This window comes from Thermovibrio guaymasensis (genome assembly GCF_003633715.1).
Taxonomy (GTDB): domain Bacteria; phylum Aquificota; class Aquificia; order Desulfurobacteriales; family Desulfurobacteriaceae; genus Thermovibrio; species Thermovibrio guaymasensis.
In genome coordinates, this window is the sequence record NZ_RBIE01000002.1 from 1 (window position 1) to 22011 (window position 22011).

21 protein-coding genes and 1 rRNA gene are annotated in these 22011 nt (G+C 44.7%); 16 read left to right on the plus strand and 6 right to left on the minus strand.

The annotated features are described in order from the left end of the window. From rrf to C7457_RS05140, 13 genes are all read left to right on the plus strand, one after another. Positions 1-83 (plus strand): 5S ribosomal RNA (gene rrf / locus C7457_RS05080); the annotation flags it as partial. 58 nt (positions 84-141) lie between these two features. Then, complete coding sequence (locus tag C7457_RS05085) at positions 142-387, plus strand: hypothetical protein (protein ID WP_121170725.1); 246 nt, start codon at positions 142-144, stop codon at positions 385-387. A 170-nt stretch (positions 388-557) separates the two neighbouring features. Continuing rightward, complete coding sequence (gene pheS / locus C7457_RS05090) at positions 558-1574, plus strand: phenylalanine--tRNA ligase subunit alpha (protein WP_121170727.1); 1017 nt, start codon at positions 558-560, stop codon at positions 1572-1574. A 2-nt stretch (positions 1575-1576) separates the two neighbouring features. Then, entirely contained in the window at positions 1577-3958 is a 2382-nt protein-coding gene (gene pheT, locus C7457_RS05095) for a phenylalanine--tRNA ligase subunit beta (protein ID WP_121170729.1), read from the plus strand. Positions 3959-3968: 10 nt separating this feature from the next. Beyond that, entirely contained in the window at positions 3969-4265 is a 297-nt protein-coding gene (locus tag C7457_RS05100) for a cell division protein ZapA (RefSeq protein ID WP_121170731.1), read from the plus strand. Positions 4266-4307: 42 nt separating this feature from the next. Then, positions 4308-4880: a 5-formyltetrahydrofolate cyclo-ligase gene (locus C7457_RS05105; protein WP_170137367.1), complete on the plus strand. Its 573-nt coding sequence runs from the start codon at positions 4308-4310 to the stop codon at positions 4878-4880. Further along, a complete protein-coding gene (gene rny, locus C7457_RS05110; protein WP_121170736.1) occupies positions 4865-6538 on the plus strand; it encodes a ribonuclease Y in 1674 nt (557 codons plus the stop codon). Before C7457_RS05105 ends, rny begins: the two co-directional genes overlap by 16 nt. After that, entirely contained in the window at positions 6528-8432 is a 1905-nt protein-coding gene (gene selB / locus C7457_RS05115; RefSeq protein ID WP_121170738.1) for a selenocysteine-specific translation elongation factor, read from the plus strand. Before rny ends, selB begins: the two co-directional genes overlap by 11 nt. Beyond that, complete coding sequence (locus C7457_RS05120; protein WP_121170740.1) at positions 8432-9319, plus strand: AEC family transporter; 888 nt, start codon at positions 8432-8434, stop codon at positions 9317-9319. Before selB ends, C7457_RS05120 begins: the two co-directional genes overlap by 1 nt. A 28-nt stretch (positions 9320-9347) precedes the next feature. Then, positions 9348-10022: an SIMPL domain-containing protein gene (locus tag C7457_RS05125; protein ID WP_121170742.1), complete on the plus strand. Its 675-nt coding sequence runs from the start codon at positions 9348-9350 to the stop codon at positions 10020-10022. 22 nt (positions 10023-10044) lie between these two features. After that, the gene (purT, locus tag C7457_RS05130; RefSeq protein WP_121170744.1) at positions 10045-11232 is read left to right on the plus strand and encodes a formate-dependent phosphoribosylglycinamide formyltransferase; all 1188 of its coding nucleotides are present in this window, start codon (positions 10045-10047) and stop codon (positions 11230-11232) included. Then, positions 11222-11779 carry a peptide-methionine (S)-S-oxide reductase MsrA gene (gene msrA / locus C7457_RS05135; RefSeq protein ID WP_121171377.1) on the plus strand — a complete coding sequence of 186 codons (558 nt, stop codon included), beginning with the start codon at positions 11222-11224 and terminating at the stop codon, positions 11777-11779. Before purT ends, msrA begins: the two co-directional genes overlap by 11 nt. Beyond that, complete coding sequence (locus tag C7457_RS05140; RefSeq protein ID WP_121170746.1) at positions 11776-12513, plus strand: nitrilase-related carbon-nitrogen hydrolase; 738 nt, start codon at positions 11776-11778, stop codon at positions 12511-12513. The genes msrA and C7457_RS05140 overlap by 4 nt, the downstream gene beginning before the upstream one ends. Here the strand turns inward: C7457_RS05140 and C7457_RS05145 are convergent. The 3 genes from C7457_RS05145 to sdhA are packed head-to-tail and all read right to left on the minus strand — an operon-like array spanning position 12503 to position 16038. Beyond that, complete coding sequence (locus C7457_RS05145; RefSeq protein ID WP_121170748.1) at positions 12503-13363, minus strand: CoB--CoM heterodisulfide reductase iron-sulfur subunit B family protein; 861 nt, start codon at positions 13361-13363, stop codon at positions 12503-12505. The genes C7457_RS05140 and C7457_RS05145 overlap by 11 nt on opposite strands. Further along, the gene (locus tag C7457_RS05150) at positions 13363-14328 is read right to left on the minus strand and encodes a succinate dehydrogenase/fumarate reductase iron-sulfur subunit (protein ID WP_121170750.1); all 966 of its coding nucleotides are present in this window, start codon (positions 14326-14328) and stop codon (positions 13363-13365) included. The genes C7457_RS05145 and C7457_RS05150 overlap by 1 nt, the downstream gene beginning before the upstream one ends. A gap of 9 nt (positions 14329-14337) precedes the next feature. After that, positions 14338-16038: a succinate dehydrogenase flavoprotein subunit gene (gene sdhA / locus C7457_RS05155; RefSeq protein WP_121170752.1), complete on the minus strand. Its 1701-nt coding sequence runs from the start codon at positions 16036-16038 to the stop codon at positions 14338-14340. A 184-nt stretch (positions 16039-16222) separates the two neighbouring features. Between sdhA and C7457_RS05160 the strand changes: the two genes are divergently transcribed. Genes C7457_RS05160 through C7457_RS05170 form a run of 3 tightly spaced genes read left to right on the plus strand, consistent with a single transcriptional unit; the run spans position 16223 to position 19896 of the window. Then, positions 16223-17917 carry an FAD-binding protein gene (locus tag C7457_RS05160; RefSeq protein ID WP_121170754.1) on the plus strand — a complete coding sequence of 565 codons (1695 nt, stop codon included), beginning with the start codon at positions 16223-16225 and terminating at the stop codon, positions 17915-17917. Between the two features lie 15 nt (positions 17918-17932). Further along, positions 17933-19048 carry a succinate dehydrogenase/fumarate reductase iron-sulfur subunit gene (locus tag C7457_RS05165; RefSeq protein ID WP_121170756.1) on the plus strand — a complete coding sequence of 372 codons (1116 nt, stop codon included), beginning with the start codon at positions 17933-17935 and terminating at the stop codon, positions 19046-19048. Then, a complete protein-coding gene (locus C7457_RS05170) occupies positions 19048-19896 on the plus strand; it encodes a CoB--CoM heterodisulfide reductase iron-sulfur subunit B family protein (RefSeq protein WP_121170758.1) in 849 nt (282 codons plus the stop codon). The genes C7457_RS05165 and C7457_RS05170 overlap by 1 nt, the downstream gene beginning before the upstream one ends. On the opposite strand, the gene C7457_RS05175 is transcribed toward C7457_RS05170, so the two are convergent. Genes C7457_RS05175 through dapF form a run of 3 tightly spaced genes read right to left on the minus strand, consistent with a single transcriptional unit; the run spans position 19877 to position 22006 of the window. Then, positions 19877-20533: an endonuclease III domain-containing protein gene (locus C7457_RS05175; protein WP_121171379.1), complete on the minus strand. Its 657-nt coding sequence runs from the start codon at positions 20531-20533 to the stop codon at positions 19877-19879. The two genes, C7457_RS05170 and C7457_RS05175, sit on opposite strands and share 20 nt — an antisense overlap. Further along, positions 20530-21201, minus strand: a complete 672-nt coding sequence (locus C7457_RS05180) for a uracil-DNA glycosylase (RefSeq protein ID WP_121170760.1) — start codon at positions 21199-21201, stop codon at positions 20530-20532. Before C7457_RS05180 ends, C7457_RS05175 begins: the two co-directional genes overlap by 4 nt. Beyond that, the gene (dapF, locus tag C7457_RS05185; RefSeq protein WP_121170762.1) at positions 21167-22006 is read right to left on the minus strand and encodes a diaminopimelate epimerase; all 840 of its coding nucleotides are present in this window, start codon (positions 22004-22006) and stop codon (positions 21167-21169) included. Before dapF ends, C7457_RS05180 begins: the two co-directional genes overlap by 35 nt. Positions 22007-22011 lie beyond the last annotated feature (5 nt).

The following is a 22011-nucleotide window of genomic DNA, read 5'->3' on the forward strand; positions in this document are numbered from 1 at the left end:
CCATTCCGAACTCGGAAGTTAAGCCCGCCAGCGCCGATGATACTGCCCGCGGGAGCGGGTGGGAAAGTAGGGCGGTGCCAGGCTTTTTTTATTTTTCCACCTTATCTCTTCTTCAAACATCTCCTATGTAGGAGGTGGAAAATGGAACTCTGGGTAAGAGTTAAAGAGGGAGAGAAAAGTCAAAAAATCCAAGGTTCTCTAAAGAAAATCTTTGAACAAATAAAGGAAAATTACAACCAATCTCCTCAAATTCTCGCCTTCAACGGAACAAAGAGGGAAAGGAGACGCTTTAAGAGGGAGCTCCGTCAAGCAGGAAAGGATTTACTTAAAGCTGCAGAGAACTATTTAAACTGGTACAGAAGGTGTAAAAGGTTCGCTAATAACTAATAACTGGGCGGGAAAATCCGCCCTTTATTTTTTTCCGACTTATTCAAGTAAGTTATTCACAAAAAAAATAAAAACCCAAACTTCCCCACTCCCAACAAGTTCCTCAGAGGAAAGCATTTCCCTTTTGAGTTATAATTTCCCACCACACAAAACAAAAGAGGGAAACTGAAATGATTGATAAGCTTAAAGAGGAGTTTACCGATAAGCTTAAAAATGTTTCAAACCTTGAAGAGTTAGAACAGTTAAGGGTTGAATACATCGGAAGGAAAGGAAAGGTCACAGAGCTCCTTAAGAAGATTCCTTCCTTACCTCCTGAGGAGAGGAAAGAGTTTGGAAAAGCGTGCAACCAGCTAAAAAGGGAGATAGAAACCTTAATAAAGGAAAAGGGAAAAGAACTTAAAGAGAAGGGAAAGGCTGAGAAGTTAAGAAAGGAGAGGATAGATATAACACTCCCTGGAAGGAAGAGAGGATTAGGAGCTCTCCACCCAGTAACGAGGACTTTAAAAGAGATAGTAAGGATATTTACGAGTATGGGATTCTCAATAGCAGAAGGCCCAGAGATAGAGACGGACTTTTACAACTTTGAGGCCCTCAACATACCCAAAGGACACCCTGCAAGGGAGATGCAGGATACCTTCTACATTTCAGAGGATGTAGTTCTGAGAACCCACACCTCCCCCGTCCAAATAAGGGTAATGGAGAAGAACTCTCCTCCAATTCAGATAATCGCCCCCGGAAAAGTTTACAGGAAGGACGCCGACGTAACGCATACGCCGATGTTTCATCAGGTTGAAGGCTTAATGGTTGATCAAAAAGTTACATTTGCAGACTTAAAAGGCGTTTTAGAGGTCTTCTTAAGGGAGGTCTTTGGCTCAGATACGAAAGTCCGATTTAGACCGTCCTACTTCCCCTTTACCGAACCCAGCGCAGAAGTTGACATCGGATGCGTAATATGTGGAGGAAAGGGCTGTAAGGTCTGTAAAGGAACTGGTTGGCTTGAGATATTAGGTTGTGGAATGGTAGACCCAGCAGTCTTCAAGGCAGTTGGTATAAACCCTGAGGTTTACCAGGGCTTTGCCTTTGGAATGGGAGTTGAGAGAATTGCCATGCTCAAGTACGGTATTGACGATTTAAGGCTCTTCTTTGAAAACGACGTTAGATTTTTAAGACAGTTCAGGGGTGAGTAAAGATGAAGATTACATACAGGTGGCTTAACGAGTTTATAGACGTTAGCGACTTAAGCGCTCAGGAAGTTGCAGATATACTAACCGACGTCGGTATAGAGGTTGACTCTGTCCGCTACGCTGGAGAAAACCTTGAAAAGGTTGTAACTGGAAAGATCATTGAAATATCAAAACACCCAAACGCTGACAGGTTAAAGATCTGCCAGGTTGACGTTGGAGAAACTGTTTTACAGATAGTTACGGGAGCTGATAACGTATTTGAAGGAGCAGTTGTCCCTGTTGCCCTTCACGGAGCTAAGCTTCCAATAGGAGTAAGAATTAAAAAGAGTAAGCTGAGGGGAGCTGTTTCAAACGGTATGCTCTGTTCAGAGGAGGAGCTGGGACTTACTGAATCTGCAAGCGGAATAATGATACTCCCAGATGATACACCAATTGGAAGGGATATAAAGGAAGTCCTTAACCTTGACGACTGGATAATTGAGTATGAGATAACAACAAACAGGCCAGATGCTCTATCGGTTTTAGGGATAGCAAGGGAACTTAGAGCAGTTTTAGGAAGGCAGATAACTCTCCCTGAAACTTCCTACAAGGAAGGGGACTTTGAGGCTCAGGAGGAGGTAAGCCTTAAAGTCCTTGACGGAGCAGCCTGCCCAAGGTATGAAGGATTTGTCGTTAAAGGAATAGAAAACAGGGAAAGTCCCCTTTGGCTCAAAGTTAGGCTCTACCTTGTAGGTTTAAGGCCGATAAATGCGGTAGTTGACGTAACAAACTACGTTATGTACGAACTGGGACAACCCCTCCACGCATTTGACCTTAGGAAGCTAGCTGGAAGGGAAGTTGTAGTAAGAAGAGCTAGGAAAGGAGAGAAAATAAGGACTTTAGACGGAGTTGAAAGGGAGCTCTCAGAAGAGGACCTCGTAATAGCAGACTCTGAAAGGCCAGTAGCCATTGCTGGGATAATAGGAGGAGAGGAGAGCGGAACTGATTTCTCAACAGAGGAACTCTTTTTAGAGAGTGCCCACTTTGAACCTATGACTGTAAGGAGGACTTCCAAGAGGCTCGGAATTTCAACTGACGCTTCCTACAGGTTTGAAAGGGGAGCAGACATTGAATCCTGTGAATTTGCAGGAAAGAGAGCTCTCCACCTAATCCAGAAGTTAACAGGCGGAGAGGTTGCAAAGGGGAAGGTCTCTTTCTACCCTAAGCCTTACACTCCAAAGGTAATCGTCTTTAACCCTGAAAGGGCAACAAAGCTCCTTGGAGTAAACATCCCTTCAAGGAAGGCATACGACATACTTACGGGCCTTGGATTTACAGTTAAAAAGGAGAGGGAATACGTAGTAGTTAAAGTCCCCTCCTGGAGGAAGTACGACGTAGGAAGGGAAATAGACCTCATAGAAGAGGTTGTAAGAATCTTTGGGATGAAAAACGTTGTTAGCTCCTACCCCCTAATGCACTCTGAAGTAAAGAAGAACTTTGAACCATTTAGAGTAGAAAGGGTTAAAGAGCTTTTAAGTGACCTGGGGTTAACTGAAGCAATCAACTACTCCTTCATTGGAGAAAGTTTATACAGTAAGTTCAACCTACAAACCGGCTCCCTCGTAAAGATTAAGAACCCGCTCTCTGAAGAGTGGGTCTACATGAGAAACTTCATCTTCCCAAGCCTGGTTCAAAACGCAGTAAACAACATAAACAGGAACGAGAAAGACGTATTCCTATTTGAAGCCGCAAAGGTCTTTGAGCCAACGGAGGGAGAACTTCCAAAGGAGATCTTAAAGCTCGGAATTGTAATGACGGGAGAGGTTCCCGAGGGGCTATTCTCCAAGAGAGAGGTAGACTTTTACGACCTTAAGGGAGTTATTGAGGAAGTACTCTCCTTCTTAAGACTAAAAGGAGAGTTTGAAAGGGAAGAGGAGAAAGATTACCTACACCCGGGACAGAGTGCAAGAGTTAAAGTAAAAGGAGAAACCGTCGGATTTTTAGGGAAACTCCACCCAGATGTCCTTGAAAGGTTTGATGTAAAACAGGATATTTACGTAGCAGAAGTTGAACTTGGAAAGCTACTTGAAATGGCAAAAGAAGAGAGAATAGAGTTTAAGCAAATTCCAAAGTTCCCTCCGGTCATGAGGGACATTGCAGTAATAGTTGACGAAGACGTCCCCGTTGCACAAATTGAAGGTGTAATAGAGAGAGCCGCTAAGTACCTTTACAAAGTGGAACTCTTTGACGTCTACAAAGGAAAGGGAGTTCCTGAGGGTAAAAAGAGCGTAGCCTTTTCTTTAACCTTCAGAGCTCCAGACAGAACCCTTTCAGACGAAGAGGTTAACAGGGTTCTAGATGCTATAATTGAGGAGCTTGAAAAAGTAGGAGCTAAACTAAGGGGCTAAGAGGAAGATTGTGAGCTTACCAAATACTGTTGAAGTAATAATTTCCGGCAGGAAATTTACGATAAAGACGGATAAAGACCCAGATTACGTAAAGAGCCTCGCCCAGCGCCTTGAGGTTATGATAGAGAAAATAAAGGCAGGCAACAGCAGGGTTACGTTTGACAAAGCCCTGATTGTTGCCTGCTTCTACTTACTCGATGAGAACGAATCGCTGAAAGGTCAAATCAGGGAACTCGGAGAAGAGATAAAGAGGCTTGAAGAGGGAGCAAAACTGCTTGTTACCACCGGTAAGAAGCTTGCCCCCTAACAATCTTCCTTGAAGCCCCTAGAAAACTTAGGGGTTATCAATGTGTCTAAAAAAGAGATAATAAGACAGAAGCTAAAAGAGAAAAGGCTTCTCCTAACACCCGACGAAGTCAAAAGGAAAAGCCAGAAAATAGTTCAGGAGCTGGAAAGGTTAGTCAAGGAACTAAAAGCCTCCTCTTTCCTCTTTTACCACCCCATAAAAAACGAGCCCGACATCACCCCCCTTGCTGAAAAGCTAATTCGGGAAGGTAAAACTGTGGCCTTTCCCAAAGTGATAGGAAGGGAGATTACCCCCTTAAGAGTCAAATCGCTCTCAGAACTCCTACCGGGAAGGTTTGGAATAAAAGAACCTCCATACAGACCGGATTTCATTTTGAGGGAAGTTGAAGTAGTTTTCGTTCCAGGAATCGCCTTTGATAAAAAGGGCTACAGAATAGGCTTTGGAGGAGGCTACTACGACAGGTTACTTGAAAAATTCCCGGTAAAGTCCAAAATTGGAGTTTGCTTTGACTTCCAACTTACAGAGGAAGTACCTAAAGAACCCTTTGACATACCAGTTGACGTTATAGTTACAGACAAAACAACTGTAAGGAGGAAAGAATGGAAACAATCTTAGTTGCGATATTTGCCGTTCTAACAGGCCTAGCAGGAGGCTACGTTGTAGGAACTAAAAAAGGACAGGCAATAAAAGAGGACATTGAAAAGAAAGTCTTAGAAAAGGCTGAAAGGGAAGCAGAGGAGCTAATCAAAAGGGCCGAGAGGGACGCTCAGGAGATAAAGGAAAAGGCTCAAAAGCTTCTAGAAGAGGCAAGGGAAAAGTACGAGGATATGAAGAAAAAAGCTCTCCTTGAGGCAAAAGAGGAAGTCTTAAAGGAAAAGGAGAAGGTAGAGGAAGAGCTCAGAGAAAAGAGGAAGGAGTTAAGTGAGCTTGAGAAAAGGCTCCTAAGGAGGGAAGAGTACTTAGATAAGAGGGAAACGACCCTTGACAAGAGAGAGGAGAACCTTGATAGGCGAGCAGACTTCCTTGATAAATTAGAGGCAGAGCTTGAGGAGAAGAGAACAGAGGTAGAAAAGCTTGAAGCAGAGCTCCTTGAAAAGGAGATGAAAGTTAACCAGCTAATTGAGGAAGAACTGAAGAAACTTGAAGAGATATCCGGAATGACAAGGGAAGAAGCCCAGGAAGAGCTCATGAGAAGGATGGAAGACGAAATAAGGAGAGACCTTGCAGTAAGGTATAAGAGAATTGAAGAGGAATTTGAGTCTACAGTTGATAGAAGGGCAAAAAAGATACTTGCAACTGCAATCCAGAGGTTATCAACCGATATCGTAGCCGAAACAACAGTTTCAGTAGTTGACCTTCCAAACAACGAGATGAAGGGAAGAATTATAGGTAGAGAAGGAAGGAACATAAGGGCCTTTGAGCTTGCCACAGGAGTTGACCTCATCATTGACGACACCCCCGAAGCTGTAACTATCTCAAGCTTTGATCCTGTAAGGAGGGAAATTGCAAGGATAGCACTTGAAAGGCTCGTGGCTGATGGAAGGATTCACCCTGCAAGGATAGAGGAGGTAGTTGAAAAGGTTAAGGGGGAAATTGAACAGGAAATCCTCAATGCAGCAGAGGAGGTCCTGTTTGAACTTGGAATAGATAACGTTCACCCAGAGCTAAAGAAACTCCTCGGTAAACTTAAGTTCAGGACTAGCTACGGCCAGAACGTCCTACAGCACGTAAAGGAGGTAGCCTACCTTTCTGGAATGATAGCTGCCGAAATTGGCGCAGACGTTCAGCTTGCAAAGAGGGCAGGACTCTTCCACGATATAGGAAAGGCCGTAAGCCACGAAGTTGAGGGATCCCACGCAATAATCGGTGCAGACATACTTAAGAAGTACGGAGAGCCTGAGGCTGTGGTAAACGCTGCTGCTGCCCACCACGGAGAGGTTGAGTTTACCTGCATTGAGTCAATATGCGCAGCCACTGCCGACGCCCTATCTGCAGCAAGGCCTGGAGCAAGGAGGGAAAGTTTAGAGGCCTACATTAAGAGGATTGAGAAGCTAGAGAGTATCGCTGAATCGTTCCCCGGAGTTATGAAGGCCTTTGCAATTCAGGCAGGTAGAGAGATTAGGATAATGGTTGAACCAGACAAGATAACAGACGAGGAGGCTGCATTCCTCGCCCACCAAATTTCAAAGAAGATTGAAGAAGAGGTTCAGTACCCAGGACAGATTAAAGTTACAGTCATAAGGGAAACGAGGGCCGTTGACTATGCAAAGTAAGAAATTCCTCGTAGTTGGAACTGCCGGACACATAGACCACGGGAAAACCAGCTTAATTAGAGCTCTAACCGGAATTGACACGGACAGGTGGGAAGAGGAGAAGAGAAGGGGAATGACTATTGACTTGGGGTTTGCCCACCTTCAGCTCCCCTCTGGAGTTTCAGCCGGAATAGTTGACGTTCCAGGACACGAGAAGTTCATAAAGAACATGCTTGCAGGTGCCCACGGCCTTGACGTAGTCCTCTTCATAGTTGCGGCAGACGAAGGAATTATGCCCCAGACAAAGGAACACTTAACAGTGTGCCAAAGCTTAGGAACGAAAAAAGGGATAGTTGTTTTAACGAAAAAGGACCTGGTTGATGAGGATTGGCTTGAACTTGTAAAGGAAGAAGTTAAGGAGTTTTCTAGGGGAACTTTCTTAGAGGGAGCTCCAATAGTTACCGTTTCCTCAAAGACTGGAGAGGGAATAGATGAACTAATTAAAGAGCTTGATAGAATTGCCATTGAAACCGAACCTAAAGAGAGTGGAGGAATTTTAAGGCTTCCAGTTGACCGCTCCTTTACGGTAAAGGGCTTTGGAACGGTTATAACCGGAACCCTCCTATCTGGAAAGGTTAAAGTGGGAGATGAAGTTGAGATCCTTCCACCAGGGAAAAGGGTAAAGGTAAGGGGAATTCAGGTTCACGGGGAGAAAGTAGAGGAAGCAGTGGCCGGCCAGAGAACGGCCCTCAACTTATCGGACGTTAAGAAAGAGGAGATTACAAGGGGAGACTTAATAGCAACTCCCGGATATCTTAAACCTACAAATATGGTTGACGTTCTAGTGGAACTCTCTAAGGACGCAGAGGTCATAGTAACTTCTGGATTTAAGCTTCACTTCCACCACCTTACGAGTGAATCGGAAGGAGAGCTCTTTTTAATAGACAAGGACGAACTCCTACCTGGAGAGAAGGCTCTAGCCCAAATAAGGTTGAAGGACGAAGTTGTTCCCGTTTACGGGGATAGGTTTGTAATTAGGAACTACTCTCCAGCAACCGTGATTGGAGGAGGGAAAATCTTAGACCCCCTCCCCCACAGGAAGTTTAGAAGGAGGTTAAGGGAGGAATTTAAAGAGAAGCTAGAGAAAATAATTGGTGGTAGTTTGAAGGAAAGAGTCCTTGCCCATTTAAGGTTAAAGGAACCAATTACGACAAAAGAACTAATACAGCTACTAAACTTAAAACCAGAAGAAGCTGATAAGACCGTTGAGACTCTACTAAGTGAAGGTCTTGTAGTTAAAGCGGGTCAGGAAATCTACACTAGGGAAAAGTTAGAAGAGATAAAGAAAAGGGTTTTGGAGCTCCTAGACAGAACCCACAGTGAGACTCCAATAGCTGAAGGATTAACTCTTCAGGAGATAAAGAGTAAACTGAAGGAGAGCAAAGAGCTCATAGAAATGGCAGTGAGGGAGCTCCTGAAAGAATCTAAAATAGAGGAAAACCAAGGATTCCTAAGGATAAGGGGATTTGAGCCACGGGAGGAAGGAGTTTACAAGGAACTCGTTCCAAAAGTTGAAGCTCTAATCTGTAAAGGCGAATTTACTCCACCATCGGTTAAAGAGATAGGGAAATTGGTTGGAACAGGCGAGGAAAAAGTTAACACAATAGCCTCTTACCTCGTTAGAAGGAAAGGCTACCATAGAATAGGAGAACTGCTAATCTCCCCTGAGAGCTTTAACAGGATAAGGGAGATTCTGAAGAGACACTTTTCAAAGAAAGAGACCCTCTCTGTTGGAGAGTTTAAAGATTACTTGGGAGTTAGCAGGAAGTTTGCCATTCCCCTCTTAGAATACCTTGACTCCCTTGGTCTAACTCAGAGAAGGGAAAGTGAAAGGGTAAAAGGGGAAAGGCTGTAGTGGAACAGCTCCTAATAAACGTAGTACTTCCCCTATACCTGCTAATCGGAACAGGTTATCTCTTTGGTAAGTTAAAAACTGAACTTGAGACAAATACAATCTCATTCATCGTTCTATACCTGTTTGCCCCTTCCCTAATATTTTCGTCATTTAGGAAAGTTGAGATAACACCGGAGAACTTCATTCATATATCACTAACGGCACTCTTTGTCTTTGCCTTCTCCTACCTACTTTCAGTTTTAACCGAAAAGGCAGTTTTGAAGGCGAAAGAGCCGGCATTTGAGATCTCAGCAACTGTAATGAACGCTGGATACTTAGGAATTCCTCTGATTTACCTGATGTTCGGTGAGGGAGCTCTTCCCTACGCAATTTCGTTCATGGTAGTTATGGCAGTCTACCACTTTACCTTCGGGATTTTAATCTTAAAGGGAAACGAAATTAAAGAGGGGCTAGTTGCAATCTTTAAAATACCCCTCATCTACGCAGTTCTCCTTGCCTTTCTACTAAAGGAAGTGGAGCTCCCGCCAGGAATAGAGAAGGTTCTTAAGCTAACAGGTGATTCAACTATGCCCCTGATGCTCGTATCAATAGGGATTTCCCTCTCAAGAGTTTCGGTAGACCAGGTTAAAGAGGCCTTCTTGGCCTCAGCCGTTAGGTTCATAGGAGGAACCTTAGGGGCACTAATTGCAGTCTTACTCTTTAAGAGCCCTCCCCTTTTAAAGAAGGTCTTAGTAGTCCAGTCCTCCCTTCCCTCAGCAGTCCTCAACTACGTTCTCTGTGAGGAGTTTAAAACAAATTCAAAGCTTGCTGCATCAATAATCTTTATATCTACTCTCCTCTTCCTCCTCTACTTCCCGCTTTTAGCCTACGTTATCTCTTTTCTATAATTAGGAAAAGCTTACAGGAGATTAGGTTATGATGTGGCTAGCAACCTTATTAACCTTCATACTCGTAGGAACCTCCTACGGAACAACAATCTCAGACTCTATTACGGTCTGGGAGTGGACTCAACCGGACAGCTACAAAATCTCAATAACTGTAAAGGCCCGGGGCAACCGGGAGGAGGAAGTTCTAAAAGCCCTTCAAACGGCAGATGACTACTTAAGGAGGACTGAACTTGAGTACACAGGAGGAAACTTCTCCCTCTGGCCGGTTAGGGAGTGGGATCCACAGGAAAAGAGGTACGTTGACTTAGGTTTTAGAGGTAGCTGCGTCTATACGTTCCACCTTAAGAGTCCCAAAGAGCAGGGAAAGATATTTAAGGCCCTTGAAGAAGCCCAAGGGATTTCAAGCTTCAAGTACACAGTTAACAGCACAAAGTGGGAAGTTTCGTGGGAAAAGAGGGAAAGGACCCTTCAAAAGCTTAAGAGTAAAGCCCTAAAGGAAATCCTCTTCCAAAGTAACAGATTTGGGAAAATACTAAAAGAGAAGTGTACTTTAAAGGAAGTTTCATTCTCTCCAAAGTATAGCCCTTCCTTCTCTACGTATAAGTTGGTAAGGACGCCTACTACACCTGCTCCTCAGCCAAAGAGAAGCCCTGAGAGAATTGAACTAAAGGCTTCATATAAACTTGAATGTAACACTAAGTAGAAAAAACTAAAGAGGAGGAAAGATGAGAATAGGAACTCCCCTTTCCCAAAACGCCACAAAGGTACTCCTTCTCGGTAGCGGAGAACTCGGAAAAGAGTTCGTTATAGAGGCCATGAGGCTGGGAATTGAAGTGGTGGCAGTTGACTCATACCAGTTTGCACCTGCACAGCAGGTTGCCCATAGGTACTACGTAGTAGACATGAGAGATGGAAGGCAGATAAAGAACATAGTTTATAGGGAAAAGCCGGACTTTATAGTTCCCGAAATTGAGGCCATTGATACCGATACACTCCTTGAACTTGAGAAGGAGGGCTTTACGGTCGTTCCAAGTGGAAAGGCAGTAAAGTACACAATGGACAGGATAGGAATAAGGAGGCTCGCTGCCGAAGAGCTAGGCCTTAAGACCTCAGCCTACAGGTTTGCCGAGAGCTTTGATGAGTTTAAGCAGGCAGTTAAGGAGTTAGGATACCCGGTGGTTGTTAAGCCGGTCATGAGCTCCTCAGGTAAAGGACAGAGCGTAGTGAAGGATGAAAGCCAGCTAGAACATGCCTTTAAGTACGCAAAGGAAAACGCCAGAGGGAAAGGGAATGCCCTAATAGTTGAGGAGTTTATAAACTTTGACTTTGAGATAACGCTACTAACCGTCAGGACTAAGAACCAAGGAACTCTTTTCTGCCCGCCGATAGGCCACTTCCAGGTTGAAGGGGACTACCACGAGAGCTGGCAACCTCAACCTATGAGTGAGGTAGCCTTGGAAAAGGCTAAGGAAATGGCAAAGGCAGTAACAGATGCCCTTGGAGGTTATGGAATCTTTGGATGTGAGTTCTTCGTTAAGGGAGATACAGTTTGGTTCAGCGAAGTTTCACCGAGACCTCACGATACGGGAATGGTCACAATGGCAAGCCAGAATATGAGCGAGTTTGAAATTCACCTGAGGGCAATTCTGGGACTTCCGATCCATATAGAACTCCTCTCACCTGGAGCGTCCTACTGCTTCCACGCCAAAGAGAACGGAGTAGCCCCCCTTTACGAGGGACTGGAAGAGGCCCTTAAGGAACCAAACGTTTGGGTAAGGATCTTTGGAAAGCCAACAACAAGGCCAAAGAGGAGAATGGGAGTAGCCGTAGCAAGGGCTGAGACAGTTGAAGAGGCAAGGAGAAAGGCTAGAGAAGCTGCTATGAAAATGAGGGTTATTGAAAATGGAAGTTAAAGTTGCAACTTTCGGAGGAGGATGTTTCTGGTGCCTTGAAGAGGCCTTCAGTAAGGTTGAAGGGGTTATTAAAGTAACTCCCGGCTACGCTGGGGGAGATGTTGAAAACCCAACTTATGAGGAAGTCTGCAGTGGAAAAACCGGTCACGTTGAAGCAGTCCAGCTATTTTACGACCCTGAAAGAGTCTCCTTTAGGGAACTCCTAATTACCTACTTAACCAACATTGACCCAACAGATTCAAAAGGTCAGTTTGCAGACAGAGGGAGCCAGTATAGGCCCGTAATCTTTTACCATGATGAAGAACAAAGGAGATTATCGGAAAAGGCTCTAAGAGTACTTAGCGAAAGTTCTCTATTTGAAGAACCGGTATCTGTTAAAGTCGAACCCTTTAAGAACTTCTATCCGGCAGAGGAGTACCACCACCGCTACTACCAGAAGGAACCTATGAGGTACTACCACTACAAGGTAAACTCCGGAAGGAAAACCTACTGCGAAATCGTGTGGGAAAAGAAGGGTGGAAGGAAGTTACTGGAGGAGAAACTTTGAGGTTCAAGGCTTACGTCCTTCAGTTTGAAAGTCAGCCCTGCTCATTCAGTAAGAATTACTCTACTCTCTTAACTCTTCTAAACCTCTGTTCACCAAACTCCTTGGTGGTAGTTCCGGAAGTTGCAGTAACCGGCTTCTGTTATCAGGAGAAGGAAGAAGCAGTTAAGTTCTCTGAGAAAGTATTCTTGGAGCTCCTATCCTTCTCAGAAGGCCTTTCACTAACTATTGTAATAACAGGATTTGAGAAGATTAACGGCAAGATTTTCAACACAGTTAAGGTCTTTGATAGAGGAAGGGAAGTCCTTTCAAGGCCAAAAGTTAAGCTCTTCCTTCCGGGAGGAGAGGGAAAACACTTTTCTGCCGGAAGCTTTGAAAGTGTAAAGGTTGTAGAAACTTCAGTTGGGGTTTTAGCTCCTGTAATCTGTTTTGAATTAAGGTTCTACGAGATAATAAAGAGGTTAAAAGAACAGGGAGGAGAAGTCTTTACAGTTCCAGCCCAGTGGGGAAGGGCAAGGAGAGACCACTGGGAGACTTTAATAAAGGCAAGGGCTATAGAGTTCCAACGCTTCTTCATAGGGGCAAACGGTAGTGGCCAGATGGCAGGAAGTTCCAAGATTGTAGACCCATGGGGAAGGGTAATTTCAGAGTGTAAGGACGGAACTGCAGTTATAGAGGGAGAGGTTGACCTCTCCCTCATTAAACAGGTTGAGAGGAAACTTCCACTTAACAGTTAACAGGAACGATGTTCCTGTGAAGCCCTAGCCTCTTTGGTTCTATTCCAAGTGCAAGGCCCAAAAGCTGAGGAACGTGAAGAACGGGAATTGAAAAGCTCTCTCCAACCTCTTTAAGGGCCCTTCCCTGATTTGCATCAAGGTTCATGTGACACAAGGGACAGGGAGTAACTATACAGTCTGCACCGCAAAGCTTTGCATCTTTAAGGTTAAGCCCTGTTAAAATCATAGAACCGTTTGGGTTTGGCCAGAAGGCGTGGAAACCGCAGCACTCTAACCTCCTCTCTCCCGAAACCGGCTGAGCCCCAACAGCCCTTATTAACCTCTCCAGCGACTGGGGATTCTCAGAAGGCTCATAGCCTAGGATCTCGTAAGGTCTAACTGTGTGACATCCGTAGTAGGGATAAACTTTAAGGCTCTGAAGAGGTTTTTTAACCCTCCTCCTCAGCTCGTCCTCTCCAAACTCGTCAAGAAGGAACCAGTGGAAGTGCTTAACGTCAACTTCCCCTTTATACTCAAGACCTTCCTTCTCAAGTAGGTTATTTACCTTCTCCTTTAAATCATCATCGTTATCAAGGTGGTACTTTGTCCTCTTTAAGACTAAAAGACAAGTACTACAGACCGTAACTATCGTTTTAAATCCCTCTCTCTCTGCAAGAGCGAGGTTCCTTGCGTTCACCACTATATCAAGGATATCCTTCACCTCCTCAAGGACTCCAGCACCACAACAGCTGAACTGGGGGAGCTCTACAAGAGGAATTCCAAGTTCCTCAGAAACTGCAACCGTTGACTCGTAGAGCTCCTTTGAAGCCCCCTTTGCCGCACATCCGGGATAAAAGGCAACCATCTCCATTATTCAACCTCCATAGCCGCTTTCATCAACTTAATTAGGCTCTCGTGCTCGCTAATCGGCTTCATAATCGGGCTGTGAGCCTTACCCTTTAAGATCATCTTTATTCCAACAGGTAAGTTCTCAAGAACTCCTTTAATCCCTTTAGCCCTTAAAGGAAGGAGAACTTCGTTTAAAAGGCCACTTTCCATGAGAGATTTGTAGAAGGCAAGGACGTGGCGAGCTCCTGGGTTATCTTTCAAGCCGATGTCTATTGAAATTCCCCTTAAACGCATAATAGCGTCAACGGGACCAACGTGCTTCGGACAGACGTCGGCACACTTTTCACATCTTACACAGTTCCACATATCGTAAGCATAGCCGATCTTTGCTCTCTCCTCCTTTAGACCGTCCCTCTTATCAACTGCAAACCTGTAAAGCCTTGCTAGCTGGAAAGGTCCTCCATAGCCCTCGTCTATCTGTGTGGCAGTGCAAATTGAGTAACAGCTGGTACAAAGAATACAGTCAGTAAACTTGTCGTACTTCTTAAGCTCTTCTGGGTAGACTCTCGTCTCCTCATCAAGTGTATCGGGAACAACCTTAGGGTCTGGAATCAGGTAAGGCTTTAACTCTTTCATCCTCTCAAAGGCACCGTCCCAGTCAACGATTAAATCCCTGATTACTTCCATGTTATCAAGGGGTTCAAGGGTCAAAAGGCTGGTTTTAAACTTATCAAGCTCAGTAAACACTTGAGTTTTACAGGCAAGCTTTGGGAAACCGTTCACCTTAATGGCGCAAGAACCACAAATTGCGCTCCTACAGAAAGCCCTAAAGGCTAAAGTAGGGTCAATTTCATCTTTTATAAACTGAAGGGCCTCAAGGATAGTCATTCCCCTGGGAACCGTTAACTTATACTCCTGGTAGTACGGCCTTACGTCCTTTTTAGGGTTAAACCTCTTTATCCTAAAAGTAACTTCCCTCCTTTCCATTTCTCCTCCTTAGTACTTCCTCTCCTCTGGTGGGAACTTTGTAATCACTACAGGCTTCCAGGAAACTCGGAGCTCTCCATCGTCACCCTTCCTTATTATTGAGTGTTTAAGGAACTTCTCATCATCCCTTTTAGGGTAATCGGTTCTTGAGTGAGCCCCTCTACTCTCCTTCCTCTCAAGGGCACCAAGGGCTATAGTCTCAGCAACCTCAATCATGTTCAAGAACTCCAAAGTCTGCTGAAGGTTAGTATTAAACGTAAGCTCCGTATCGTAAACCTTCAGTTTCTTAGCCCTCTCTTTAATCTCCCTTACCTTGTTTAGAGCTCTCCTTATACCCTCTTCACTCCTAAAGATTCCAACCCCTTCACTCATTACATCGCTTAGCTCATTTCTAAGCTGAGAGAGCTTCTCAGAACCATCAGAGTTAAAGAGGGCCTTTATTCTCTCTCCTTCATCCTTCACTTTACTTTCGGGGAAACTTACAAAATCAAGGCCTTCAATTGATTCAACCGCATCTTTTCCAGCTATCTTTCCAAAGACAACTATATCAAGTAGGGAGTTACCTCCGAGCCTGTTTGCGCCGTGAACAGAAACGCATCCACACTCACCAACTGCATAAAGCCCTTTAATAGAGGTCCTTCCAAATTTGTCAGTATCAATTCCACCCATTGAGTAGTGGGCAGTAGGCCTTACTGGTATAGGCTCCTCAATTGGGTCAACCCCTTCAAAATCAATAGCAAGCTCTCTAATTTGAGGGAGCCTCTCTAAAATCTTCTTCCTTCCAAGGTGCCTCAAATCAAGGTAAACGAACTTATTACCCTCTTCATCTTCAAATCCCCTTCCCTCCATTATCTCAGTCTCAATTGCCCTTGAAACTAAATCTCTCGGGGCAAGCTCCATCTTTTCAGGAGCGTACCTTTCCATAAACCTTTCACCTTTTGCGTTTATCAGGTATCCACCCTCTCCCCTTGCACCTTCAGTGACGAGTATCCCGGTCCTCCTAAGTCCAGTAGGGTGGAACTGAACAAACTCCATGTCCTTAAGAGGAACTCCGGCCCTCAAAGCCATAGCCGGACCGTCCCCCGTATTTCCAAGGGCGTTTGAAGTTCTCTTCCAGTAAATCCTTGCATGGCCGCCGGTGGCAAGTATTACTGCTCTAGCCCTTATTCCAACAATACTTCCAGTTCTAAGGTTTACTGCAGTTAAACCAGCTATCCTCTCACCGTTATGAACGAGAGAGAGGGCAAACCACTCGTTTAAAAATTCAACTCCAAACCTAATACACTGTTCGTAAAGTGTTTGTAGCATAACGTGACCGGTCTTATCTGCAGCATAACAGGTTCTGGGAAAGGAAGCTCCGCCAAAAGGCCTTTGGGCAATCCTCCCGTCAGACAACCTTGAAAAGGGAAGTCCCATGTGTTCCATCTCTCTGATTACTTTCGGAGCCATCTCACACATGAGTTCAACAGCATCCTGATCTGCTAAGAAATCACTTCCCTTTACCGTATCGTAGGCGTGCTTTTCAGGACTATCTGGAGCTACGTTCCCTAAAGCTGCATTTATTCCTCCTTGGGCTGCTCCTGTATGGGAACGGGTTGGATAAACTTTCGTTAAAACGGCAACCCTTAACCCTTTGCAACGGCTAGTTTCAAGGGCAGCATAGAGCCCACCACCTCCTGCTCCTACAATTACTATGTCGTAAGTCAGCATTCCTCCTCCAAACCTACTTTTATTGTTTAGATTTAGTCAACTATGAAAATTGTATTAAATTCGCAAATCCTTGAATTCAAAAGGTTAAAAAAATTCCTTCAATTAGATGTAAAATTTTTGTAAAATTTTTGATATCCCAGGTCATTAATAAAATGCGAATAAAACTATCTTCTGGAGGTTTTTTATGCTTGATTACGATATAGTAATCGTTGGAGGTGGAGGAGCCGGCCTCTACGCTGCCCTCTGGGCGGCAGAAAATACGATTTTAAAAGTTGCAGTTATGACTAAGGTATATCCGACTCGCTCCCACACAGGCGCTGCAGAGGGAGGAATAAACGCTGTTTTAACCCACTCTGTAGGAGACAGTCCCGAGGCCCACGCCTACGATACGGTAAAGGGAAGTGATTTCTTAGCAGATCAGGATGCAGTTGACATAATGTGTAAAATGGGAGCTGCTGTAATCTACGATATAGCCCACAGGGGAGTTCCTTTCTCAAGAAGGCCAGACGGAAGGATCGCTCAGAGGCCCTTTGGAGGGGCATCCTTTCCAAGAACCTGTTACGCTGCAGATAAAACGGGATTTTATATCCTTCAAACTCTATACGAACAGTGTTTAAAGAACAACGTAACTTTCTTAAACGAATGGTTCCTCCTCTCCATTATTCATAACGGAGAAAGGGTAGAAGGTATAACCGCCTGGGACATTAGGAATGGAGGAGTTCACCTAATTAAGACAAAAGCTGTAATCCTAGCTACCGGAGGTCACGCAAGAGTTTACTGGAACAGGACCTCAAACGCCCTTGGAAACACAGGAGATGGAACGGCAGCCGCTTTAAGGGCAGGCCTTCCCTTAAAGGATATGGAGTTCATTCAGTTCCACCCAACAGGTCTTGCAAAAACGGGAATACTCGTTACTGAAGGCGCAAGGGGAGAAGGTGGATACTTAAGGAACAAGGATGGTGAAAGGTTTATGAAGAGGTACGCTCCTGAGAAGATGGAGCTCGCCCCCAGGGATATTGTTGCAAGGGCAATTCAGACTGAAATTGATGAAGGCAGAGGTTGTGGGCCAAATGGTGACTACATCTGCTTAGACCTTACACACCTTGGAGAGGAGAGAATTAAAGAGAGACTTCCTCAAACTAGGGAACACGCAATCCTCTACGAAGGTGTTGATCCGGTTAAAGAGCCAATTCCAATTGCTCCAACGGCCCACTACTCAATGGGTGGAATTGATACTGATAAACTGGGAAGGACTCCAATAAAGGGACTTTATGCAGCTGGTGAGTGTGCGTGTATCTCTGTTCACGGTGCAAACAGGCTCGGAGGTAACTCCTTACTTGACATACTAGTTTACGGAAGGTTAACCGCCCTTGAAGCGGTTAAGTATGCCGACGATGCTCCAGAAACTAACCCATCGGTAGCAAAGCTAAAGGAAGACGAGAAGAGAATCCTAGAACTTATGGAGGCAAGCGGAAAGGAAAAAGTACCCCAGCTCAGAAGAGAGCTTGGAGAAACAATGATGAAGCACTTTGGGGTCTTTAGGGAAGAGAGCTCCATGAAAGAAGGCCTTGAAAAACTGTACGAAATAAAAGAGAGAGCAAAAGAGGTGAAAGTTTACGATACGAGCAAAAAGTTCAACACAGATTTAATTTCAACATTAGAGTTCTTAAACCTCGTTGACCTTGCCCCTGCAATTGCCATTCCTGCAATTGAAAGGAGGGAAAGTAGAGGCTCCCACGCAAGGAAAGACTATCCCAAGAGGGACGATAAGAACTTTTTAAAGCATTCTGTAGTTAATCTTGAAGAGGACGGAAGTTATAAGCTCTCCTGGAAGCCTGTAGTAATTACAAAGTTTCCTCCAGAGGAGAGGAAGTACTAAGGAGGACAGTAAGAGATGGAAACTGTTAAGTTACAAGTGTTCAGATATGACCCAGAGAAAGACAGCTCTCCCTACTACAAGGAGTACGAAGTCCCAGTAGAAGGCACTCTCCTTAATGCCCTGTTGTACATAAAAGACAACATTGACCCGACCCTTTCATTCAGGGCCTTCTGTAGGAGTGAAGTCTGCGGTTCCTGTTCAATGAGAGTTAACGGTAAAGTAAAGCTTGCCTGCAAAACGTCCATGAAGGAGTTAGTTGAAACCTGGAAAGGAAAGCCCTTAAGGATTGATCCTTTAAAACACATGAACGTAATAAAGGACCTAGTTGTTGACATAGACAAGCCCGTTGAGAAGATGAAAACTCTAATTCCTTGGCTGGTTCCAGACCCAAGGGTAGTTCCAACAGACCCTATGCACGAAAGCATCATCTACCCCGAGGAGATGAAGGCCTACAAAGATCAGATAAACTGTATGCTCTGCTTCTCCTGCTATTCGGCCTGTGAAGCAGTTGAGGATAACTCAAGGTACAGAGGTCCATTTGCTTTTTCAAGAGCTTACAGGTTCCAGGTTGATAGAAGGGATATAGAAACTGCTAAGGAAAGGAGGATCAGGTACTCAATCTCAGGAGGTCTATGGAGCTGTGTTCAGTGCCAGAAGTGCCTCTACGTATGCCCTAAAGGGGTTAAGCCTGCTGAGGACATACAGAACTTAAGAGGTCAGGCTATTAAGAAAGGTTTCACAGACAAGCCTGGTGCTAAGAAGCTCAAGCACTACGTAGACTGGATCTACGCCACAGGACAAATCAATAGACTCTACCTTCCAGAGGAAGTTTACGGGAATAAAGAAGCAAAAGATAAGTTAACTAAAGCCTTTCAGGAGATGGGAGTTGAGGTCTGGGAAGTTCCTAAGCCAACAAAGGGACTTATGAAGTTCAGGGATATTTACCTTGAAATCCTCTCTAAAGAGGATAAAGCCCTTGACCTTGACTTTTCCCACGTAAGGAAGATTGACAAAATGGTTAGCGACATCTTTAAGGCAGACATATGCACAATCGTTGACAGAGTTCATGAAAGGGAGGATAAAGCAAAGGGGCTCATCGGGAAACTGAAAGGTCTAATTGGAGGTAAATAATGGTTAAAATTGGTTTTTATCAGGGGTGCTGCTTTCAGGGGCAGGACGCCCACATGTTTGACACTATGAAAGAGACCTTTAAAAAGCTAGACGTTGAGCTGGAGCTCCTTGAAGAAACTACCTGCTGCGGCGGGAATACAATAGATGAAGAAAACAGGAAGCTCTCTTACGCAATAAATGCGAGGAACATTGCCCTTGCAGAGGCGAAAGGCCTTGATATGTTAATCTCCTGCAACACCTGTTACATGGTAATTGCAAAGGCAAAGAGGGCCCTTGACGAGGATAGGGAACTTAGGAAGGAGATAAATGAACTTTTAAAGGAAGAAGGTCTGGAGTATAGAGGAACTAACAAGATTTATCACCTCCTTGACTTCTTTAGGGACGTAGTAGGGTATGAAAGGATAAAGAAAGCAGTTAAGAGGCCTTTAAAGGACTGGAAAGTTGCTGCCTACTACGGATGCCACGTTCTCTACCCTAAGGAAATTGCAATAGATAACAGCGACAACCCTTCCTCTCTACAGGAAATCTTAAGAGCTCTGGGAGCAGAAGTCATTGATGAGTATGAGCATAAAGACGCCTGTTGCGGTTATCACTCCTTCTTCACAGATAAAAGCATGACCTTAAAGAAGCTCAGTAAGATTCTAGGAAGCGTAAAGGAGACAGGTGCAGATATAGTCGTTACCCCATGTCCTTTATGTTTTAAATCCTTTGATATATACCAGTTAAACCTGGAAAAACCTCCAATGGTTCCATCCTCATTCCTACCAGAACTGATGGCGTACGCTTTCGGGTTAGACAAAAGGGAAAGTGGCCTCGGCCACCACTTAGTTAAGGTTGAGAAAGGTTAGAGTAGTAAGAGCATAAATCCCCTAAAGGGCAGATATCACAGCGGGGCTTTCTGGCCCTGCATATCTCCCTTCCCAACCTGATTAAGTTGTAGTGGAAAACCCTGTTAAACTCTGCAGTAAAGTTTTCCTCCATGAAACGGGAAATATCCTCTAGGCTCCAATCGGCTGGAAACAGACCGAGCCTTTTAAGGACTCGCTTACAGTGGGTATCTATCGGAAAGGCGTTTTTCCCAAAACCGAAGGTTAGAATTACCCTTGCCGTTTTAGGGCCTATGTACGGAAAAGAGGTTAACAACTTAACTCCTTCCTCGGGAGAGAGCTCCTTTAACTTCCTTTCAACTTCCGGCCAGTCCTTGAGGAACTCTACTAGGGCCTTATACTTCTGATTAAACATTCCGCAGGGGCGAATTGCGTTAACTACTTCCTCCTTCGGAAGAGAAGGAATTTTAAGGAAATCCCCACCCGTTAACTCCCTTAACCTCTCAACGCACCTGTTTGCGTTCTTATCGGTAGTATTTTGACTTAAAACGGTAAATACTGCCTGCTCCAAAGGAGTTCTGTTTGGTTTGTGCGGATTGGGGTAGAGCTTAAGGAGCCTTCTATAAACTTCCTCTATTCTCTCCTTCAGTTTCCTCATTTAATAAAACCTGCAATCCTCAGAGCATTTTCAAGGTCTTTCTGGAACTCAGGCTCTCCTCTCCTATTCCTCAATAGGTAGGCCGGGTGAAACGTAGGAATAACTACGATTTCCCTTTCCCCAAACTTAACTCTATGCTTCTTTCCCCTTATCCTTGAAATTGGGGTCTTTTCAGGTAAGTTTAAGATCGTCCTTGCAGCAAAGGCCCCGAGGCAGAGAATTACTTCAGGGGCTATCAGTTCTATCTGCTTTTCAAGGAAAGGGTAACAGGCCTCTATCTCATCAGGGGCAGGATTCCTGTTGTTCGGGGGCCTGCACTTAACAACGTTAGTTATGTATACCTTATCCCTACTAACGCCGTAGAGGTTTAGGAACTTTGTTAGGAGCTGGCCGGCCCTACCTACAAAAGGTCTACCCTGAAGGTCTTCCTGTTCACCTGGAGCTTCACCTACGAACATTAAATTCGTCTGAGGATCACCTTCCCCAAATACAACGTTAGTTCTTGTCTTACACAGTCTACACCTGCAACACTCTTTAGCCTCTTCCTCAAGCTCCTTCAGTAAACTTAAAGCATCCTTTCCTTTTTGAGCCAAGCTAACCTCCCCTATCCTAACTTCATCGTAACCTAAAAGGTTAAGAAACTCTATCGCTTTCCTTAACTGCATCATTTAGTATCTCCTTCCGGAGTTCCCCATCGTAAACCCAGAGAGTAGGGCCTTCAAGGTAAACTTCCCTCATCTGAGAGTCAAAGTAAACCTTCAACCTCTCACCGCTCCTAACCTCAACCTCAACAGGGGAGGGAAGTGAGAAAACTTTAGCAGAGATTAATGCAGACGCAACAGCTCCAGTTCCACAGGCCAAAGTCTCAGACTCAACTCCCCTCTCGTACGTCCTAACGATAATCCTATCCATTCTAACTTCAACGAAGTTAACGTTAGCCCCTGAAGGAGCAAAGAGAGGACTAAACCGAAGTTCCCTTCCGACTCTGTTAACGTCTACCTGACCTACCCTATCAACAAAGACAACAGCGTGGGGAACTCCCGTGTTTACAAAGTGAACAGTTAAACCGTTAACTTCTAGCCCCAATTTAAAATCTGTGGGGGAAGTAAGCCTAACCTTTACGTTCCTTCCCTTAACTTCAGCCTCAACTATTCCTACATCGGTCTCAACAGCCATCCTTGAAGGGGCAAGCCCCTCCTCAAAGGCATAACGGGCAACACACCTCATTCCATTTCCACACATCTCAGCACGGCTACCGTCAGAGTTGAAGAAGCGCCACTTAAAGTCGGCAACTTCTGAACCTTCAATCAGTATCAGCCCGTCAGCCCCTACACCGGTTCTCCTTGAACAGAGGACCCTAACTACTGCTTCCTCCTTAACTCCGTTAAGGAATTCGTTAAAAGCTCCTGATAGGTTATTAATAATTATGAAGTCGTTTCCCGTTCCCTGAATCTTTGCAAACTTTAAACCCATTCCTC

What these genes read in the sequence shown, in the direction of transcription:
- msrA (WP_121171377.1), top strand. Translation starts at nt 11,222, where the DNA reads ATGGAAGTTAAAGTTGCAACTTTCGGAGGAGGATGTTTCTGGTGCCTT.
- C7457_RS05085 (WP_121170725.1), top strand. Translation starts at nt 142, where the DNA reads ATGGAACTCTGGGTAAGAGTTAAAGAGGGAGAGAAAAGTCAAAAAATC.
- C7457_RS05145 (WP_121170748.1), bottom strand. Translation starts at nt 13,363, where the DNA reads ATGGAGATGGTTGCCTTTTATCCCGGATGTGCGGCAAAGGGGGCTTCA.
- C7457_RS05165 (WP_121170756.1), top strand. Translation starts at nt 17,933, where the DNA reads ATGGAAACTGTTAAGTTACAAGTGTTCAGATATGACCCAGAGAAAGAC.
- C7457_RS05175 (WP_121171379.1), bottom strand. Translation starts at nt 20,533, where the DNA reads ATGAGGAAACTGAAGGAGAGAATAGAGGAAGTTTATAGAAGGCTCCTT.
- dapF (WP_121170762.1), bottom strand. Translation starts at nt 22,006, where the DNA reads ATGGGTTTAAAGTTTGCAAAGATTCAGGGAACGGGAAACGACTTCATA.
- purT (WP_121170744.1), top strand. Translation starts at nt 10,045, where the DNA reads ATGAGAATAGGAACTCCCCTTTCCCAAAACGCCACAAAGGTACTCCTT.
- C7457_RS05150 (WP_121170750.1), bottom strand. Translation starts at nt 14,328, where the DNA reads ATGGAAAGGAGGGAAGTTACTTTTAGGATAAAGAGGTTTAACCCTAAA.
- rny (WP_121170736.1), top strand. Translation starts at nt 4,865, where the DNA reads ATGGAAACAATCTTAGTTGCGATATTTGCCGTTCTAACAGGCCTAGCA.
- C7457_RS05170 (WP_121170758.1), top strand. Translation starts at nt 19,048, where the DNA reads ATGGTTAAAATTGGTTTTTATCAGGGGTGCTGCTTTCAGGGGCAGGAC.
- sdhA (WP_121170752.1), bottom strand. Translation starts at nt 16,038, where the DNA reads ATGCTGACTTACGACATAGTAATTGTAGGAGCAGGAGGTGGTGGGCTC.
- pheS (WP_121170727.1), top strand. Translation starts at nt 558, where the DNA reads ATGATTGATAAGCTTAAAGAGGAGTTTACCGATAAGCTTAAAAATGTT.
- selB (WP_121170738.1), top strand. Translation starts at nt 6,528, where the DNA reads ATGCAAAGTAAGAAATTCCTCGTAGTTGGAACTGCCGGACACATAGAC.
- C7457_RS05180 (WP_121170760.1), bottom strand. Translation starts at nt 21,201, where the DNA reads ATGATGCAGTTAAGGAAAGCGATAGAGTTTCTTAACCTTTTAGGTTAC.
- C7457_RS05160 (WP_121170754.1), top strand. Translation starts at nt 16,223, where the DNA reads ATGCTTGATTACGATATAGTAATCGTTGGAGGTGGAGGAGCCGGCCTC.
- pheT (WP_121170729.1), top strand. Translation starts at nt 1,577, where the DNA reads ATGAAGATTACATACAGGTGGCTTAACGAGTTTATAGACGTTAGCGAC.
- C7457_RS05125 (WP_121170742.1), top strand. Translation starts at nt 9,348, where the DNA reads ATGATGTGGCTAGCAACCTTATTAACCTTCATACTCGTAGGAACCTCC.